Source organism: uncultured Clostridium sp. (assembly GCF_934754915.1).
Classification (GTDB): Bacteria; Bacillota; Clostridia; order Clostridiales; family Clostridiaceae; genus Clostridium.
In genome coordinates, this window is sequence record NZ_CAKVKB010000017.1 from 1 (window position 1) to 17,328 (window position 17,328).

Annotated in this window: 12 protein-coding genes, 2 tRNA genes and 1 pseudogene; 13 read left to right on the forward strand and 2 right to left on the reverse strand. The window is 27.9% G+C overall.

The annotated features are described in order from the left end of the window. On the forward strand, positions 1-1,037 hold a 1,037-nt coding region (locus Q0F58_RS04725), incomplete at its 5' end, for an NADP-dependent isocitrate dehydrogenase (RefSeq protein WP_294373147.1). Positions 1,038-1,088: 51 nt separating this feature from the next. Here the strand turns inward: Q0F58_RS04725 and Q0F58_RS04730 are convergent. Then, complete coding sequence (locus Q0F58_RS04730) at positions 1,089-1,568, reverse strand: HD domain-containing protein (protein WP_294373149.1); 480 nt, start codon at positions 1,566-1,568, stop codon at positions 1,089-1,091. Positions 1,569-1,721: 153 nt separating this feature from the next. Here Q0F58_RS04730 and Q0F58_RS04735 point away from each other — a divergent pair. Then, positions 1,722-1,796, forward strand: a tRNA-Gln gene (locus tag Q0F58_RS04735). Positions 1,797-1,971: 175 nt separating this feature from the next. After that, entirely contained in the window at positions 1,972-2,430 is a 459-nt protein-coding gene (locus Q0F58_RS04740; RefSeq protein ID WP_294373150.1) for a DUF3284 domain-containing protein, read from the forward strand. 199 nt (positions 2,431-2,629) lie between these two features. On the opposite strand, the gene Q0F58_RS04745 is transcribed toward Q0F58_RS04740, so the two are convergent. Next, positions 2,630-3,856 carry an aminopeptidase gene (locus Q0F58_RS04745; protein WP_294373152.1) on the reverse strand — a complete coding sequence of 409 codons (1,227 nt, stop codon included), beginning with the start codon at positions 3,854-3,856 and terminating at the stop codon, positions 2,630-2,632. A gap of 472 nt (positions 3,857-4,328) precedes the next feature. Here Q0F58_RS04745 and polA point away from each other — a divergent pair, with 472 nt between their 5' ends. The 10 genes and pseudogenes from polA (at position 4,329) to Q0F58_RS04795 (ending at position 17,309) form a co-directional block, all read left to right on the forward strand. Continuing rightward, on the forward strand, positions 4,329-7,139 hold the full coding sequence (gene polA / locus Q0F58_RS04750) for a DNA polymerase I (RefSeq protein ID WP_294373154.1): 2,811 nt from the start codon (positions 4,329-4,331) through the stop codon (positions 7,137-7,139). 93 nt (positions 7,140-7,232) lie between these two features. Then, a complete protein-coding gene (coaE, locus tag Q0F58_RS04755; protein ID WP_294373155.1) occupies positions 7,233-7,832 on the forward strand; it encodes a dephospho-CoA kinase in 600 nt (199 codons plus the stop codon). A gap of 15 nt (positions 7,833-7,847) precedes the next feature. Then, entirely contained in the window at positions 7,848-8,471 is a 624-nt protein-coding gene (locus tag Q0F58_RS04760) for a lytic transglycosylase domain-containing protein (RefSeq protein WP_294373157.1), read from the forward strand. 144 nt (positions 8,472-8,615) lie between these two features. Further along, positions 8,616-8,701 (forward strand) — tRNA-Leu (locus Q0F58_RS04765). Between the two features lie 123 nt (positions 8,702-8,824). Continuing rightward, positions 8,825-9,418, forward strand: coding sequence for an aminodeoxychorismate/anthranilate synthase component II (locus Q0F58_RS04770; protein ID WP_294373159.1), 594 nt, complete (start codon positions 8,825-8,827; stop codon positions 9,416-9,418). Continuing rightward, positions 9,411-10,784 carry an aminodeoxychorismate synthase component I gene (gene pabB, locus Q0F58_RS04775; RefSeq protein WP_294373161.1) on the forward strand — a complete coding sequence of 458 codons (1,374 nt, stop codon included), beginning with the start codon at positions 9,411-9,413 and terminating at the stop codon, positions 10,782-10,784. Before Q0F58_RS04770 ends, pabB begins: the two co-directional genes overlap by 8 nt. A gap of 38 nt (positions 10,785-10,822) precedes the next feature. After that, positions 10,823-11,548: an aminotransferase class IV gene (locus Q0F58_RS04780; protein ID WP_294373163.1), complete on the forward strand. Its 726-nt coding sequence runs from the start codon at positions 10,823-10,825 to the stop codon at positions 11,546-11,548. A gap of 137 nt (positions 11,549-11,685) precedes the next feature. Next, positions 11,686-12,009 (forward strand): annotated as a pseudogene (locus Q0F58_RS04785) (cell wall-binding protein); the annotation flags it as partial. Positions 12,010-12,702: 693 nt separating this feature from the next. Then, positions 12,703-14,994, forward strand: a complete 2,292-nt coding sequence (locus Q0F58_RS04790; RefSeq protein WP_294373165.1) for a YhgE/Pip domain-containing protein — start codon at positions 12,703-12,705, stop codon at positions 14,992-14,994. A 17-nt stretch (positions 14,995-15,011) separates the two neighbouring features. Next, positions 15,012-17,309 carry a YhgE/Pip domain-containing protein gene (locus Q0F58_RS04795; protein ID WP_294373167.1) on the forward strand — a complete coding sequence of 766 codons (2,298 nt, stop codon included), beginning with the start codon at positions 15,012-15,014 and terminating at the stop codon, positions 17,307-17,309. Positions 17,310-17,328 lie beyond the last annotated feature (19 nt).

Sequence of the window (17,328 nt, forward strand, 5' to 3'; positions counted from 1 at the left end):
TAGATTCTGCAAATGCAATAAAAAAATATGGTGTAGGAGTAAAATGTGCAACAATAACTCCTAATGCTGCAAGAGTTAAAGAATATAACTTAAAGGAAATGTGGAAGAGTCCTAATGGAACAATAAGAGCAATTTTAGATGGTACAGTATTCAGAGCACCAATAATAGTTGAGCCAGTTAAGCCATATGTTAGAACATGGAAGAAGCCAATAACAATAGCTAGACATGCTTATGGGGATATATATAAGGCTTCAGAAATGAAGATAAAAGGAAAAGGCAAATGTGAACTTGTATTTACTTCAGAAAATGGAGAAGTTCAAAAAGAATTAGTACATAATTTTGACAAAGATGGTATTGTTATGGGGATGCATAACATTAATAAATCAATAGAAAGCTTTGCAAGAAGCTGCTTTAATTATGCATTAGATTTAAAGCAAGATTTGTGGTTTGGTGCAAAAGACACTATATCTAAAAAATACGATCATACATTTAAAGATATATTCCAAGAGATATATGATAATGAATATAAAGAAAAGTTTGAAAAGGCAGGAATAGTTTATAAATATACATTAATAGATGCTGCAGTAGCTAATGTCATTAAATCAGAAGGTGGCATGCTTTGGGCTTGTAAGAACTATGATGGTGATGTTATGAGTGATATGATAGCAGCAGCATTTGGATCAATTGCAATGATGACATCAGTACTTGTTTCACCAGATGGAAAATATGAATTTGAAGCTGCTCATGGAACAGTTCAAGATCAATATTACTGTCATTTAAAAGGTGAAAAGACATCAACAAATTCAGTTGCAACAATATTTGCATGGACTGGAGCTTTGAGAAAAAGAGGAGAAATGGATAAAAATGATGCATTAATTAATTTTGCAAATAAGTTAGAAGAAGCATCATTAAAAACAATTGAAAAAGGAATAATGACTGGAGATTTAGCTGCACTTGCAGTTCATGACAACATTCAAAAAGCAGATACATTTGAATTTATCAAAGCAATAAGAAAGACATTGGAAGAAATTTTATAGTATATTAATTTTAATATTTGGATAAGAGCCATAATTTTAGAATGACTGAAATTATGGCTTTTTTATATTGAATTCATGAAGAAGACAATTTGTTCTGTCAATTTCATTGGACTGAATAGGATTATTTACATTATTTAAATAATGTTGAAGGACATCTGCATCTTTTAAAAGTTCATCATAGGGATTGTCAATAGAAGCTTTATTGCTATGATTATATATTGCATGACATATTATATCTATTTCTGATTCAGTAAAACAATCAATTTCTGAAAGTATTTTACGGGATTCGATTGAACCAAGATGCGCATGATCGATTGAAGAGGCATTTTTATATTTATAAATATCATGAAGAATTCCAAATACTGCACATATTTCTGGATCAAGATTTCTTTTTAATGCAAGAAGATTACAGATAGAAGATACACCAAAGAGATGGATAAATCCTTTGTTTCTTATTTCATAATCATTTTGTGCCATTAAGATTGATACAACATATGTTTTTACTTTGTCTAATCTATTCATTGATTTCATGCTTTGTTCCTCCTTTTTTGTTGGGTTAGGATAATCGAATTGATTGTATAGAGTATAGAGTTATATAATAAAATTATATCAAAAAATTGAAAAAAATACTTGCAATTAATGAAATAATTGTGTAAAATAAATGATGTCGAAAGGCAAAGATATTACCGTGTAGTTCAATGGTAGAACGACAGATTCTGGTTCTGTATGTTGTGAGTTCGAGTCTTACCACGGTAGCCATAATATTGAAAAATAGCAGTTTAAGTAGTAACTTAGGCTGCTATTTTGTTATATACAATTTCTATGATAATAGACTTTTGATAATGTATAATATATAATAAAAAATATGAAATAAACATTTACATGAATTGATTAAAACTTATTTTGCAATTATATGCAATTGGGAGGTTTTTTAATGAAGATGACAGGAACAATAAATTATGATGTTGAAGATGTTTTTAATCATTTTATTAAGAACGCAAAGAGAGATTTCAGTGATTTTAATGAAGAAAATCCAGTGGGATGCAAAATAGAAAAGGATATAACTACCGGAGGTCCAAAACCAATAAGATGTACAGTTGAAATAACAGATTATGAGAAAAACGGAAAATATGAAATAACTACATCCAATCAATTTTCAAAATGTATATCAACATATACATTTGTAGGGCAAAAGGATGGAACTACAAAACTTACACTTTCAGAAAGACAAACAACACAGAAAGTTGTTCAGCTTGCAACTTTATATTTGCAGAGATTTTTGGCTAGACGAGCATTTAAGAGATCATTTAATAATATAATTGAGGTTTTGAATAATGAATTAAGAGTTCATTTTGAAAATGTTGAAAGATCAAAAAAGAAAAAGAATGCGTAATTATAAAAACAATATGAATTTTTGTTAGATTTTCTATAGCAGTTTAAATTTAATAAAAATCCATATTGTTTTCTTTATTTTATACAATTATTTTTAAATTTTTTAATATACATATGTTTCAATAATAAAACTACATAAGAATTAAAGAAATCTTAAAAAGACTTCATCCTTCATTGTCAATTGTTAATTGGAATATATATTAAGTCCAATTGCCATTTTTAAATACAGGTATCTGGGAACCATCCTCTTTTACACCAATTATACTCGTATCTTTATTTCCTATCATAAAATCGACATGAACCAATGAAGAATTTGCTTTAGAGTTTAAGAGTTCTTCTTTAGTCATGTTTTCACCATTTTTTATGCAGGAAGGATATGAAGAACCTAAAGCCAAATGGCATGAAGCATTTTCATCATATAATGTATTAAAAAAGATAATATTGGAATTAGAAATTGGTGAATCATAAGGAACTAATGCTACTTCACCTAATCTGCATGAGTTTTCATCAGTGTTAATTATTTCTTTTAGAACATCAAGCCCAGTTTCAGCAGTACAGTCTATTACTTTTCCGTCCTTAAATGTTAATGAAAAATTATTTATGAGATTTCCGCAATAGCTTAGAGGTTTAGTACTATATACAATTCCATTAACTCCATCCATTTTTGGTGTTGTATATACTTCTTCAGTAGGCATGTTTGCAATAAATGTTAGGCCATTTTGAGTGACATCAGCACCACCACACCACATATGATTTTTTACTAATTCTACTTTTAAATCAGTTCCTAGTGAATTTTTAAAATGAAGATATTTGAAATTGCTTTTGTTGAGGTAATCAACTTTTTCTGAAAGGTTTTTAAGATGTTTGCTCCATGCTTCAACAGGATCATTTTCTTTTATTCTCATAACTGTAAATATTGCATCCCATAAAGATTCTACAGCTTTTTTTGAATCACAATTTGAAAATACTTTTTTTGCCCATCCATCTGTTGGAACAGAAACTATACACCATGGATTCTTATTGGAATTACAAGCTTCGAAATAATTTTTTAAAGTTTGACGGCGGCTTTTTTGAGCAGCAGATATCTTTTTTGAATCAATATCTTTTAATAAGTCAGGATCTGAAGCTGAAATGCTTAAAAAAGAAGCTCCATTTTTTACATAGTAGTCATATTTATCTTTTTCAAAATCAGGAACAAAAGTTAATGTTTCAACTGAGGCGTTTGAAAATCTTATTTTATTAAATTTTTCATCGTTATAATTTATAATTACATCAGAAGCACCAGATTTATATGCTTCTTCAGCAATTAATCTTGCAAATTCATTACATTCAATTGGACTATTGATAACAAGGAGTTTTCCTTTTTGAATGTTTATTCCTTTAAGAACAGCAAGTTTTGCATATTTTGATAATAATTCTTTAAACATGTTTGTCACCTCATAATTTTATTGTTATTAGTATTATTGCATTATTTCAAATGTTTATCAAATTAATACCTATTCAATTTTCAAGAAGGATATAATTCTGTTATAAATTAAATCGTGAAAATTAAATTTAAATGAAGTATACAATTTAAATTTAAAATAAAATATAAATAAGTGATTAAATTTGTTATAATAAAAGTTACAATATATGTTGTAATTAATAAGATACAATTTACAATGGAAGATGAAATTTTTGAAAGATTTCTTTAATACATTGAATAAATTTTAGATGTAAATTTAGTTTTGCAATATATAATAAATTTGATTAGAAATAAATATAGTTTGCTGCTTAATTAATTTGAAATTAAATTTGCTTTGTATTGTATAATAAAAAGTCAAATGTTTCATATTACAGTATATCTATATAAATAAAAAATGTATTGATTTAACGTGAAAGAAAAGGAAGATGTATAAAATGGATAAAGAATTTTTATTACTTATAGATGGTTCAAGTTTATTAAGCACTCAATATTATGGAAATTTACCACGTGAAATAATGTTTGCTAAAACTACAGAAGAAAAAGAAGCATTTTATGGAAAAATAATGCAGACATCTATGGGGATATATACTAATGCCATATACGGTTTTATGAGAACCTTTTTGAAAATATTAAAAGAACAAAAACCTACTCATATAGCTGTTGCATGGGATTTAAGCAGAGATACTTTCAGAAGAGAAATAGATAGTGATTATAAAGGAACAAGGGGAGAAACACCTGAACCACTTAAAGAGCAATTTAAATTATGTCAGGAAATACTGGGTAAAATGAATATTATGCAGTTTATGGATAAAAGATATGAAGCTGATGATTTTTGCGGAAGTGTTGCATCAAAACTTGAAAAAGATATTCCTGTAAGGATACTTACCAAAGATACAGATTATCTTCAGCTTGTGAGTGAAAATACAAAATTGTGGCTTATGTTTACAACTCAGGATAAAGCTGATGCCCTATTTAAAAAATATGAAATAAAAAAGGCTGTTTCAAATGTTCCTGATAAAGCATTTGAACTTACTCCTGAACTTGTAAAAGCAGAGTATGGAATAAAGCCAGAACAAGTTGCAGACTTAAAGAGTCTTGCAGGTGATAAATCTGATAATATAAAAGGTGTATCAGGAGTAGGAGAAGCAAGTGCAGTACCTTTAATAAACGAATATGGAACAGTTGAAAATTTATATGATAATATAAGAAATATTGATAAAAAGCAAGAAAAAGAAATTAAGGAATATTGGAAGACAAAATTAGGAATAAAAAGATCACCTTTATCCTATTTATTAAAAACAAGTGATACGGAAATTGTTGGAGAACAATCAGCTATTATAAGCAAAAAACTTGCACTTATAAAACGAGATATTGATCTTGGAGATTTGACTAAAGACAGTCTTAAATTAAACATTAATATTGGAGAAGGAAATAAGGAATTTAAGAAACTTGAATTTAAATCTCTAAGCTTGAATGATTTGAATTTAAATGATTCTGAAGGAAAGCAGGAGATTAAGGAATGCAGTATAAAAATAAATAATATAAATACTATAGAAGCATTTTCTAAATTTGCTATGGATGTTAAAGATAGAATATACATAAGCTACACATTAAATGATGAAGCTGTTTATTCAAAGCTTAATTTAAAGCACATTATAATAAGTGAAGAGAATGTAAGTAATATTATAGAATTTGAAAGCATAGCTGCTGAAGATAATAAAAAATCACTAGAAATATTAAAGAATTTAATGGAAAATGAACAGATAAAAAAAGTTATTCATGATGGGAAAAATCTTGTTACATTTTTAAATAAGAATAATATAAATATTAAGGAATTTGATTTTGATACAGCAATAGCAGCTTATCTTTTAGACTCATCACAGAGCCAGTACAGCATTAGTAGTCTTGTTGAAAAATATATGAAAGAAGAAATTTCAGAAAATGAAGATGAAATTGAAGGAATTTTAGGAGTGCATATTCCTAAATTATATAAGATATTAAAAAGTGATATAGAAAATGAAAAAATGGATAAACTTTACTATGAAGTAGAACATCCTTTAATATTTGTTCTCTCTTCTATGGAAAGCATTGGGTTTAACGTGAATGAAAGTATGTTAGATGAGCTTAAGGTTAAATTTGATAGTGAAATATTAAAAACTCAAAAAGAAATATATGAACTTGCAGATGAAGAGTTTAATATAAGTTCACCAAAGCAGCTTGGAAAGATATTGTTTGAAAAACTTGATCTTCCAGTTATTAAAAAGACTAAGACAGGATATTCAACTAATCAAGAAGTATTAGAAAAACTTATGGATAAGCATGAAATAATACCTAAAATAATGTATTATAGACAGATAACCAAAATAAGTTCAACGTATGTAGAAGGATTGAAAAATGTAATAGACAAAGATGGAAGAATACATTCAAATTTCAACCAGACTGTAACAACAACAGGAAGACTTTCAAGTACAGATCCTAATCTTCAGAACATACCTGTAAGGCATGAACTGGGAAGGGAAATACGAAAGGTATTCATTCCATTAGAAGATGGAGACATACTTCTTTCTTGCGATTATTCTCAAATTGAATTGAGAGTTTTAGCACATATTGCAAATGATGAAAACATGATTGATGCATTTAAACATCATAGTGATATTCATACAAAAACTGCATCAGAAGTATTTAAGGTTCCAGTTGATGAAGTTACTCCTTTAATGAGGAGCAGAGCAAAAGCAGTTAACTTTGGAATTGTCTATGGAATAAGTGCATTCAGTTTATCTCAGGATTTAAAAATTCCAAAGTCAGAAGCACAAGGATATATGAATGTATATTTTGAAAGGTATCCTAAAATAAAAAGTTATTTGGAAAGTGTCGTAAAAGATGCGGAATCTGATGGATATGTTCTTACTATATTAAATAGAAGAAGATTTATACCAGAAATAAATTCATCAAATAAAATAGTTAAAGCGTTAGGTGAAAGACTTGCAATGAATGCACCAATTCAAGGAAGTGCAGCTGATATTATAAAAATTGCAATGATAAATGTATATAATAAGCTTAAGGAAAATGGACTAAAAAGTCAGCTCATTCTTCAGGTTCATGATGAACTTATATTAAATGTAAAAGAAAATGAATTTGAACAAGTAAAAGATGTTGTAGTAAAAGAAATGGAAAATGCAGTGAAGCTGAATGTTGATCTTGATGTGGATGTTAATACAGGAAAAACATGGTATGAAGCTAAATAAAAACCAATATGAAATTGATAGGTGATAAATAAAAGATTGTTTTAATTAATAAGTATCAAGATAGAGCATCAATAAAAAAGGTGGTATATAAAAATGATAAAGATAGGACTTACTGGGGGGATTGGTACTGGAAAGAGTACAGTATCAAAAATACTTTCTGAGGAGAAATTTAAGATTATAGATGCAGATATTATTGCAAGAGAAGTTTTAGAGAAAAATCCCAAGATATTAGATATTATCCGCACACAGTTTGGAGCTGGTTTTTTTGACTGGAGAGGTGAATTCAGGAGAAAAGAATTTGGAAACCATATATTTAGATTTCCTAAGCAGAGAATAAAATATGAAGGAATAATAATTCCATACATAAAGGAGGAAATTGAAGAGAAATTTAAGGAATATGAAAAGAAAAAAGAAAAAGTAGTAATACTTGATGCTCCAACTTTGATAGAGAATAATCTACATTCAGAAATGGATTATGTAATACTTGTAATAGCAGATAATTCTGTTCAGATAAAGAGAATTATAGAGAGAGATAAAATTACAAAATATGATGCTGTAAGCAGGATAAATGCTCAAATGTCTGTTGAGCAAAAAAAAGAATTTGCAGATATAATAATTGATAATAATGGAGATTTGGTAGAAACACAAAAGCAGGTATATGATTTGATAGATTTTATTAAATTAATAAGTTAGGCAAGGGAGAAAGTAATGAAATTCCTAAGGAAAATTTTTTGTTTACTAATAGTTATATTAGCAGTTATAGTTGGTTTAAAATATGTTGTTAAAGAAAAGTTTTTTCCTTACAAGTATAAGGAATATGTTGATAGGTATAGCAAGGAATATGATTTGGATCCATTATTTGTATTATCAGTTATAAAGACTGAAAGTAAATTTGATGATAGTGCACATTCTCATAAAAACGCAGTAGGTCTTATGCAGATAACTGTTGAAACTGGTGAATGGGCAGCGGATAAAATGGGATATTCAACTTTTTCTAAAGATGACTTATATAATGAAGAATACAATATACAGATGGGATGCTGGTATTTAAGGTGGCTTGGGGATATGTTTAATAATGATACAGATCTTATGATAGCTGCATATAATGCTGGACCAACTAATGTACAAAAATGGCTTGACGAAAGGAAATATTCAAGTAATGGAATAAGTCTTGAATATATACCTTTTGGAGAAACAAAAAAGTATGTAGATAAAGTTAATACATATTATAATGTGTATGAATATTTATATGGAGAAAATAGAGATATTTTTGATATTAATAAGGTAGTTAATTTAATTAAGGGAATTTTAAATGTTCACTTTTTGATTTAGAATTTATTTATGATGGTGTTTTACAATAGATAATTCATGTTAAATGTGAAGAAATCAGTAAAATTAACTGATTTCTTCACAAATAATATTAAAAACACTTGAAATAATTATAGAAATGGATTATTATTAATTTGTTGATAATATGCAGATGTGGTGGAATTGGCAGACACGCAGGTCTAAGGAGCCTGTGTCTTCAAGACATACGGGTTCAAGTCCCGTCATCTGCACCAAAAAATAAAATGAAAGTTTTCAATTAATTTTAAAAAGTATGCAGTCCTTTTGAAAAAATGCAAGAGGTTCTGCATGCTTTTTTTTAATTTAATATAATAATAAATAATAGCAAGGAGATAGAAATGTATTTAATGATTGATAATTATGATTCTTTTGTCTATAACTTGAAAGCATATCTTGATGAATTAAATGAAGAAGTAATAGTTATTAGAAATGATAAAATCACAATTAAAGAAATAGAGGATATGGATAATTTGAGAGGAATAATAATATCACCAGGTCCTAAGAATCCGGAAGATTGTGGAATATGCAAAGACGTAGTAAAAGAATTTGCTAAAAAGATGCCAATATTGGGAGTATGTCTTGGACATCAGATAATAGGGTATGAATTTGGAGCAACTGTTAAAAAGAGTAAAAAGCCTATGCATGGTAAAGTTACAAAAATATTTCATAACAAATCTAAACTTTTTAAAAATATTGAAAGTCCATATATGGTTACAAGATATCATTCATTAGTGATAGATGAAGAAACGCTTCCAGAAGAGTTAGTTGTTGATGCCAAAAGTGAAGATGATGTAATCATGGCAGTTTCACATAAAAAGTATCCAATTTATGGAGTACAGTTTCATCCTGAAGCAGTAATGACTCAATATGGACATGAATTATTACAGAATTTCATAATTTTAAGTAAGGAATGGTGGAAAAAATATGAATAGAATTATAAGAAAGATGGAGAAATATATAAAAGCTGATGAAATATTTAATATTTTTTATAAGAATACTGATGCAGTATTTTTAGACTCATCTTTAGATAATGATAAAGGAAACTATTCTATAATAGGACTTAATTCTTATTTAAAATTAATGGTGAAGAAAGATGTTCTTTTTGTAAATGGAAAAGAAAGCAGAAATACTTTCGAAAAGTATCTTCGAGAGTACTTACATATAAATAAGGAGAAAAATGAAACGGATTTTCCTTTAATTTCAGGGGCTATAGGATACATATCATATGATTATGGAAGATTTAATGAAAATATATCAACAAGACATACAGAAAAATGGGATATTCCAGAGTGCATTTTTAATTTTTATGATAATTTTATTATTGAAGATATAAAAAATAAAACAACATATATTATTGGAAATGGAAAGCTTAAAGATTCACAGGAATCAGTTAAGGAATTAGAAAGGCATATATTAAAATCATATAGAGTTGGAGAAGACGGAAAAAAATTAAAAAATAGTAGTATTGATATTGAATATAATATTAAAGTTGATTCAAATTTCAAAAGAGAGGAATATAAAAAGGCAATAGATAAAATAATACAATATATAATTGAAGGAGATATTTATATAGCAAATATGACACAGCAGCTTAAAATTTATAGCGAAAAGCCTCCTTATGAAGTTTTTAAATATCTTAGAAAAAATAATCCTTCACCTTTTGGTGGATATTTGAATTATGGAGAATTCCAGATAATAAGTGCATCTCCAGAAAGATTTTTAAAAGTAAATAATGGAATAGTAACTACAAGACCTATAAAAGGAACAAGACCTAGAGGTGTTACACAAGAGGAGGATAATAAGTTTAGAAATGAACTGGAAAATTCACAAAAGGATAAAAGTGAACTTTTAATGATTGTAGATCTTGAAAGAAATGATCTTAATAAAGTGTGTGAAAGTGGAAGTGTAACAGTTGATGAATTATTTACTATTGAAGAATATTCGACTGTATTTCATCTTGTATCTGATATAAGAGGAAAGTTGAAATCTGATTTAAATGTAGCAGATCTTATAAAAGCAACATTTCCAGGAGGATCAATAACAGGTGCACCTAAGATAAGAGCTATGGAGATAATAGATGAGATAGAAAGGTCATCACGTGGTATTTATACTGGGTCAATGGGATATATATCTCTTGATGGAAATTGTGATTTAAATATTATAATAAGAACAGCTCTGCATAAGAAAAATGAATATTATCTTGGCGTTGGAGGAGGGATTACATGTGAATCAGATCTTGAGTTTGAATATGAAGAAACTCTTCAAAAAGCAAAAGCATTATTGGAAGCAATGAAATAATTAATATGTAAATAATATTGATAAATATAGGGGGAAATATGAATATTATATTTGATGAAGGTTATTCTTTTGGTTTAGGGATTTTTGAGACAATATCTGTTGTTGAAAATCATGCAGTACTTCTTAATTATCATCTTAAAAGATTAAATGATGGAAGAAAATTTTTTGGGATTGAAAAATCTATTACAGAAGATGAAATAAATGAATATATAGAAAATAATCCAATGAAAAATGGTGTGCTTAAAATTATAATTTCAAAAGAAAATGTAATAATGCAAAAAAGGTCTAATAATTATACACAAGATAAATATAAAAAGGGATTTTCAGTTGAAATAAGTTCAATAAGAAGAAATGAAACATCACCATTTACTTATATAAAATCATTAAATTATGGAGAAAATATTTTAGAAAAAAGAGAGGCCTCAAAAAAGGGATATGATGAACCTGTATTTTTAAATATGCAGGGTCAGCTTACAGAAGGTGCTACTACAAATATATTTTTTATTAAGGATAATACGATTTTTACTCCAGAATTATCATGTGGAATGCTTAATGGGACAATAAGAAAATACATAATTGATACATATGATGTAAATGAAAAAATAATATATCCAGATGAAGTAGAATATTTTGACGAAATGTTTTTGACTAATTCATTAATGGGAATAATGCCTGTATCTAGATTTGAAAAATATGAATTTAGGTCTAGGAAAAAAACTCAAGATATACTAAGTGAATATTTAAAGAAAAGAACCTGTTTATAGATTTAAACAGGTTCTTAAATTTACCTTAATTTAGTGGATTTAAATATATGAGTGATATACTTATAATAGAATAGTTAAATATGTGTATGTTTTTAGTTAATTAAAGAATATTTTTATAATAGGAGAGGATTTTTATCATGAATAAAAGTTTGAAAAAAATAATTGCTTTATCGGTTATTGTAAACATTGCTATATCATTAAAACTAACTTATATATATGCTGTTAGCAGTTATTCTGATGGATGGAATAATAGGGATGGCAAATGGATGTATGTTGAAGCAGGAAAATTTAAAACAAAATGGTTTAAAGACAAACATGGCAGCTGGTATTATTTTAATAATGACGGGGTAATGCAGACTGGCTGGGTACTTGATGATGGAAATTGGTATTATTTATATGAAAATGGTTCTATGGCTCATGGATGTTATATTGGAAATTATTATCTAAATGATAGTGGTTCATGGACAGAAAGCATTCCTCATAATAATAAAAATGAGAATAATATAAAAGATTTGAATTTAGAAATTAAAAAACTTGGATATAGTTCAGAGGAGCGTATTATTGATCCTTATAGTTCAAGTGACAAATATTCTTCTTTATATAGATATATATGGTGTGATGGAAAAGAAGAAAATTCACAATATGCAACAGTAAATGTATTTGATAGCGGTTCGTGCAGTATATTAATAAGAAAAAACAGTACAGCTTTTGATGAAAATTTGAAGAAGATATTCAATATTATTGCACCAGGTTATGAAGATGAACTTTTTAATAAAGTTAAAAATACTACTGAAGAAGAAATTGAAATTTCAGGAAGAGATATAAAAATAATGTCTATAGGTGATGAAATTGGAATTGAAATAAATTGAATATAAAATGCAGCGCTGATATTAATGATAAATTTGAATTTATAAATTCAGTAAATGACATAAAATAATAGGATTAATGAAAAATATAAGTTACAGCAGACGGCTGTAACTTATATTTTTTTATAGGGAATTTATGGCTATTTCATTAAATATATTTCGTTTAACTTAATATATTATTAATTTGGATGTAAATATTTTCAAAAAATATTTTAATAAAAAATGACGCATAGTCAGTTTTGTGTGATATAATCTATATAAAATTAATAAATATTAGAGGGACTTAGAATGAAAAATATAATAAAGATAATGAAGAAAGATTTTAAAAATATAATGACTAATTGGGCAGCATTAGTGATTGTCCTAGGTGTTATTGGAATTCCTTCATTATATTCTCTTATCAATATATTTGCATCGTGGGATCCTTATTCAAGTACATCTGGAATAAGAGTAGCTGTTGTAAATGATGACCAAGGTACTGTATTTAAGGAAAAGGAGATTAATTTAGGTAATGAGCTTGTAGATAAATTAAAGGATAATGATCAGATGGGTTGGGAGTTTGTGGATAAAGAAACTGCTGATAATGGCCTTTTAATGGAAGAATATTATGCTGTCATAGTAATTCCAGAAGATTTTTCAAAGGATACTACAACACTTGTAGAAAAAAATGTAAAAAAGCCTAAACTTATTTATACTGCAAATGAAAAAAAGAATCCAATTGCGCCTAAGTTTACGGATTCAGCAGTAAAGACTGTAAAAAGTCAGCTTGATGAGAATATTAAAAAGACAGTGTCAGGAATTATATTCAGAGCCTGTAATGAAATTGGAATAGATATTCAAGATAATAGAAGCAGCATAAGAAAGATTATTGATGAAATTTATGAACTTGATGATGATATGCCTAAACTTGGAAGTATTTTAGATGGAGCTGTAGATGGAACTATAAATGCAGAAGAGCTTATGATAGAAGTCCAGAAAATTATTCCTATAGCAGATGATGTATCCTCAGCGGGAGAAGTTTTTATATCAGATAATATGAATAAACTTGATGATATTCAAAGTGAACTTGATGAATTGGAACCAGATATAAAAGAAAAACTTGTAAATGCAGAAGAAAAACTTGATTCTTTGAGTGTTATTCTTGGAAATCTTAATGAAAATATAATGCCGGAAGCAGCAAAGAAAACATTGATGACAGCTTTAGACACTACAGATGCAATGCAGAAAACTGTTCAAGAAACAAGAGATTATCTTAAAGGAATATCAAAAGCTTTAAATAAAATAGCCAATATAAAAATTCCAAGAATAGATATAGATGAAGATAAAGAAGTAAATGAAAATGTTCAACATATTATAGACCAATATAATAAACAGATAGATGCAATTGAAAGTATGCAGGAAAGTTTGAAGAAATTTACTTCAATAATAAGTACTATAAATAATAGATTGAATACTATTGATGATAAACTTGAAATATTGAGTACAAGAATTAATGATAAAATTATTGATTTAGATAATGGTGAAAAGCTGGATGCACAATTTTTAACTGATACTATTAAGTTGGTAAATGAAATTCATGATCTTACTGTGGATGTTATTGATAATTATAGTGTAGATATGATGAAAGACATAAATGATGAGATAGATCTTGTAAGAAATGTTGGAGATAATGCATTGACTTTGTTAAAACAGGGAAATTCGCTTCTTCCAGATGTGGATAATATTCTAAGCACATTTATGAATGTAGCAGATAAATCTCATGATGAATTAGTTAAACTTCAAAATGATTTTCCTGATATGCAGGATAAAGTACATAAGATAGCATTAAAAATTAAAGAATTTGATGATAAAGAAGATATTGATGATATATTAGATATGATAACTAATGACTGGCAGGTTCAAAGTGATTTTCTGGCAAGCCCTGTTGAGATTGAAGATAACAGACTTTATCCATGGCCTAATTATGGATCAACAGCAACTCCATTCTATACAGTATTGTGTTTATGGATTGGAGGATATATGTTATCTATACTTTTAGGAACCGAGGCTCATGCTGAAGATGGAGAAGAAGAATATAAACATTATGAAGTTTATTTTGGAAAGATGTCATTGTTCATTATTATTGGTATTTTTCAAGCAATTGTAGCAAGTATGGGAGCTCTGTTTTTACTTAAAGTTTATGCTGTTCACCCAGTAATGTTTGTATTTTTCAGCATATTTGTAAGTGTTGCATTTATGACGATAATATATACTGCTGTAAGTTTATTTGGGCATGGAGGAATAGTTATAGGGATAATTCTTCTTGTTATACAGGTTACAGCAAGCAGTGCTAATTTCCCAATAGAGGTCAATCCTAAAATATTTCAATTGCTATATCCATATCTGCCATTCTCATATGCAATAAATGGTATGAGGCAGATAATGACTGGAATTGTATATAGTATATTGTTTAAAGATATAGCCATACTTGTGGTATATATGGTAGTTTCGCTTATAATAGGAATTATATTTAAAAAATCAAGTAATAAGATTACTAAACGTTTTGTAGATAAATTAAAAGAAAGCAAGTTAGTCATATAATTAAAAGGATAGAAAAAATGAAAAATATATTTAAGATTTATGCAAGAGATATAAAAAGAATATGTACAAATTGGGCTGCGATGATTATAGCAATAATTATTATATTAATACCATCATTATATTCACTTACTAACATAATAGCTTCATGGGATCCATATGCTAATACTAGTGGAATAAAAATAGCAGTAGTAAATAATGATGAGGGAACTGTATATAAGGATAATGAAGTTAATATTGGAAAAGAACTTGTTGAAAAACTTCAGGATAATGACAAAATGAATTGGATTTTTGTAGACGAAGATGAAGCAGCAGATGGTCTTAAGCATGAAAAATATTATGCAACAATAGTTATACCAGAAGATTTTTCAAAGTGTACTGTTACTCTTATGGAAAAGAAGGTTGTAAGGCCAAAGCTTATATATACAGTAAATGAAAAAATAAATGCAATAGCTCCTAAAATGACAGATGCAGGAGTAAAAAGTGTAAAAAGCCAGCTTGATGAAAATGTTGTAAAGACAGTTTCAGGTGTAATGTTTAGAATTGTAAATGAGACTGGTGTTGAAATTGATGGCAAAAGAGATGAAATACGATATATTATAGATAAAATATATGAATTAGATGAAGAAATGCCAAACCTTGAGAGTATTTTAGATGATGTTATAAATGGAGCTGGGAGCACAGAAGATCTTCTTGCAAAAGCTGATGATATGCTTCCAATGGCTTCAGAACTTTTAGATTCTACAAATGACTTTGTAGATAACAGCACATATGTTGTAGATAAGATGAGCAAAGATGTTAATGAATTAGCACCAAGAATAAAAGATCAGCTTATATCATCCCAGCAGATGGTGGATAATGCTTCTGTAACCTTAAACAATCTTGATGAAAATATACTTCCTGAAACAGCCAAGAAATCACTTATAATGATTTCTGAAACAGCACAAGCTACAAAAACTACAGTTAGTGATGTAAAGGGAATGCTTAAAAGTATAAAAACTTTTTTAAATAAACTAATAGATTATGAATTTCCAGAGATAGATATTGATGAATCATTACTAGAAGAAGATGAAAATCTTCAAAAAATTCATAATCAGATTGTAAAGCAAAAGAAATTTTTAGATGATATACAGGATAGTTTAAAATCAATAAATAAAAGCCTTAATGTTTTTATAGATAAATTGGATAAGGCTGAAGAAAAGCTTGATATTGTAATATCAAGAGCTGATGAAGAAATAGAAAAGCTTGAAAATGGAGAAAAACCAGATATACAGGTACTTAAAGATTTAAAAAGTAATGTTGATGATGTAAATACACTCCTTACTGATGTTCTTGATAGTTATGATTCTGAAATAATAAGTGGAATAAATGATGGATTTGATTCAATAAAGTCTGTACTTGATATAACTGTAGATATTTTGGAACAAGGAAGAGATATATTGCCTGATTTAGAAGAAGTCTTAAGTGTATCGCAAGATACAATTAATTTTTCTAATGAAAAACTTCAAGATATTAAAGAGAAATTTCCTGAAGTTAAGGATAAGGTTCATGAGGTAGCAGATAAACTGCGAGAAATGGATGAAGAAGATAAATTTAATGAAATAATAGACATGATAACAAATAATTGGGGAGATCAAAGTGATTTTCTGGCAAGTCCAGTTGAAATAGAAGATAATAGATTATTTTCATGGCCTAATTATGGTTCATCGAGTGTTCCATTTTATCTTGTGTTATGCATATGGGTAGGAGCTCTTATTTCCAGTGCACTTTTATCATTTAAGACAGAAAATCTTGTTGATGGGGTAGAGTTGAAATCTTATGAAATTTATTTTGGAAAATTACTTACATTTTTAACCTTAACATCACTTGGAACAATTGCAGCATGTTGTGGGGCTATATTCTGGCTTGATGTGTATGTAGTCCATCCAATTATGTTGATATTATTTTCAATTTTTGTATCAATAGTTTTTACAGTTATAATTTACACAGCAGCAAGTCTTCTTGATGATATTGGAAAATCAATGATTGTAGTAATTATGGTTATTCAGATGGCTGGAACAAGTGGAACTTTCCCAATAGAAGTTACACCAGAGATATTTCATGGAATATATAATTACCTACCATTTACATATGCAATAAATGGGATGAGACAGATATTAGCAGGTATAGTATATCCAATACTTATAAAGGATATAAAAATATTAAGTATATATCTTATAGCAGCATTAGTTATGGGAGCTGCTCTTAAGAAGCCTTTAAATAAGACTACAGACAAAATTATGGAAAAAGTATTAAAGAGTGGTATATTAAGACATTGATTTCGATTTTTAATTCATA

Excerpts from the sequence above, each read along its gene's own strand:
- coaE (WP_294373155.1), top strand. The coding sequence starts at position 7,233 with ATGATAAAGATAGGACTTACTGGGGGGATTGGTACTGGAAAGAGTACA.
- Q0F58_RS04790 (WP_294373165.1), top strand. The coding sequence starts at position 12,703 with ATGAAAAATATAATAAAGATAATGAAGAAAGATTTTAAAAATATAATG.
- Q0F58_RS04740 (WP_294373150.1), top strand. The coding sequence starts at position 1,972 with ATGAAGATGACAGGAACAATAAATTATGATGTTGAAGATGTTTTTAAT.
- Q0F58_RS04745 (WP_294373152.1), bottom strand. The coding sequence starts at position 3,856 with ATGTTTAAAGAATTATTATCAAAATATGCAAAACTTGCTGTTCTTAAA.
- Q0F58_RS04780 (WP_294373163.1), top strand. The coding sequence starts at position 10,823 with ATGAATATTATATTTGATGAAGGTTATTCTTTTGGTTTAGGGATTTTT.
- Q0F58_RS04770 (WP_294373159.1), top strand. The coding sequence starts at position 8,825 with ATGTATTTAATGATTGATAATTATGATTCTTTTGTCTATAACTTGAAA.
- polA (WP_294373154.1), top strand. The coding sequence starts at position 4,329 with ATGGATAAAGAATTTTTATTACTTATAGATGGTTCAAGTTTATTAAGC.
- pabB (WP_294373161.1), top strand. The coding sequence starts at position 9,411 with ATGAATAGAATTATAAGAAAGATGGAGAAATATATAAAAGCTGATGAA.
- Q0F58_RS04795 (WP_294373167.1), top strand. The coding sequence starts at position 15,012 with ATGAAAAATATATTTAAGATTTATGCAAGAGATATAAAAAGAATATGT.
- Q0F58_RS04730 (WP_294373149.1), bottom strand. The coding sequence starts at position 1,568 with ATGAAATCAATGAATAGATTAGACAAAGTAAAAACATATGTTGTATCA.
- Q0F58_RS04760 (WP_294373157.1), top strand. The coding sequence starts at position 7,848 with ATGAAATTCCTAAGGAAAATTTTTTGTTTACTAATAGTTATATTAGCA.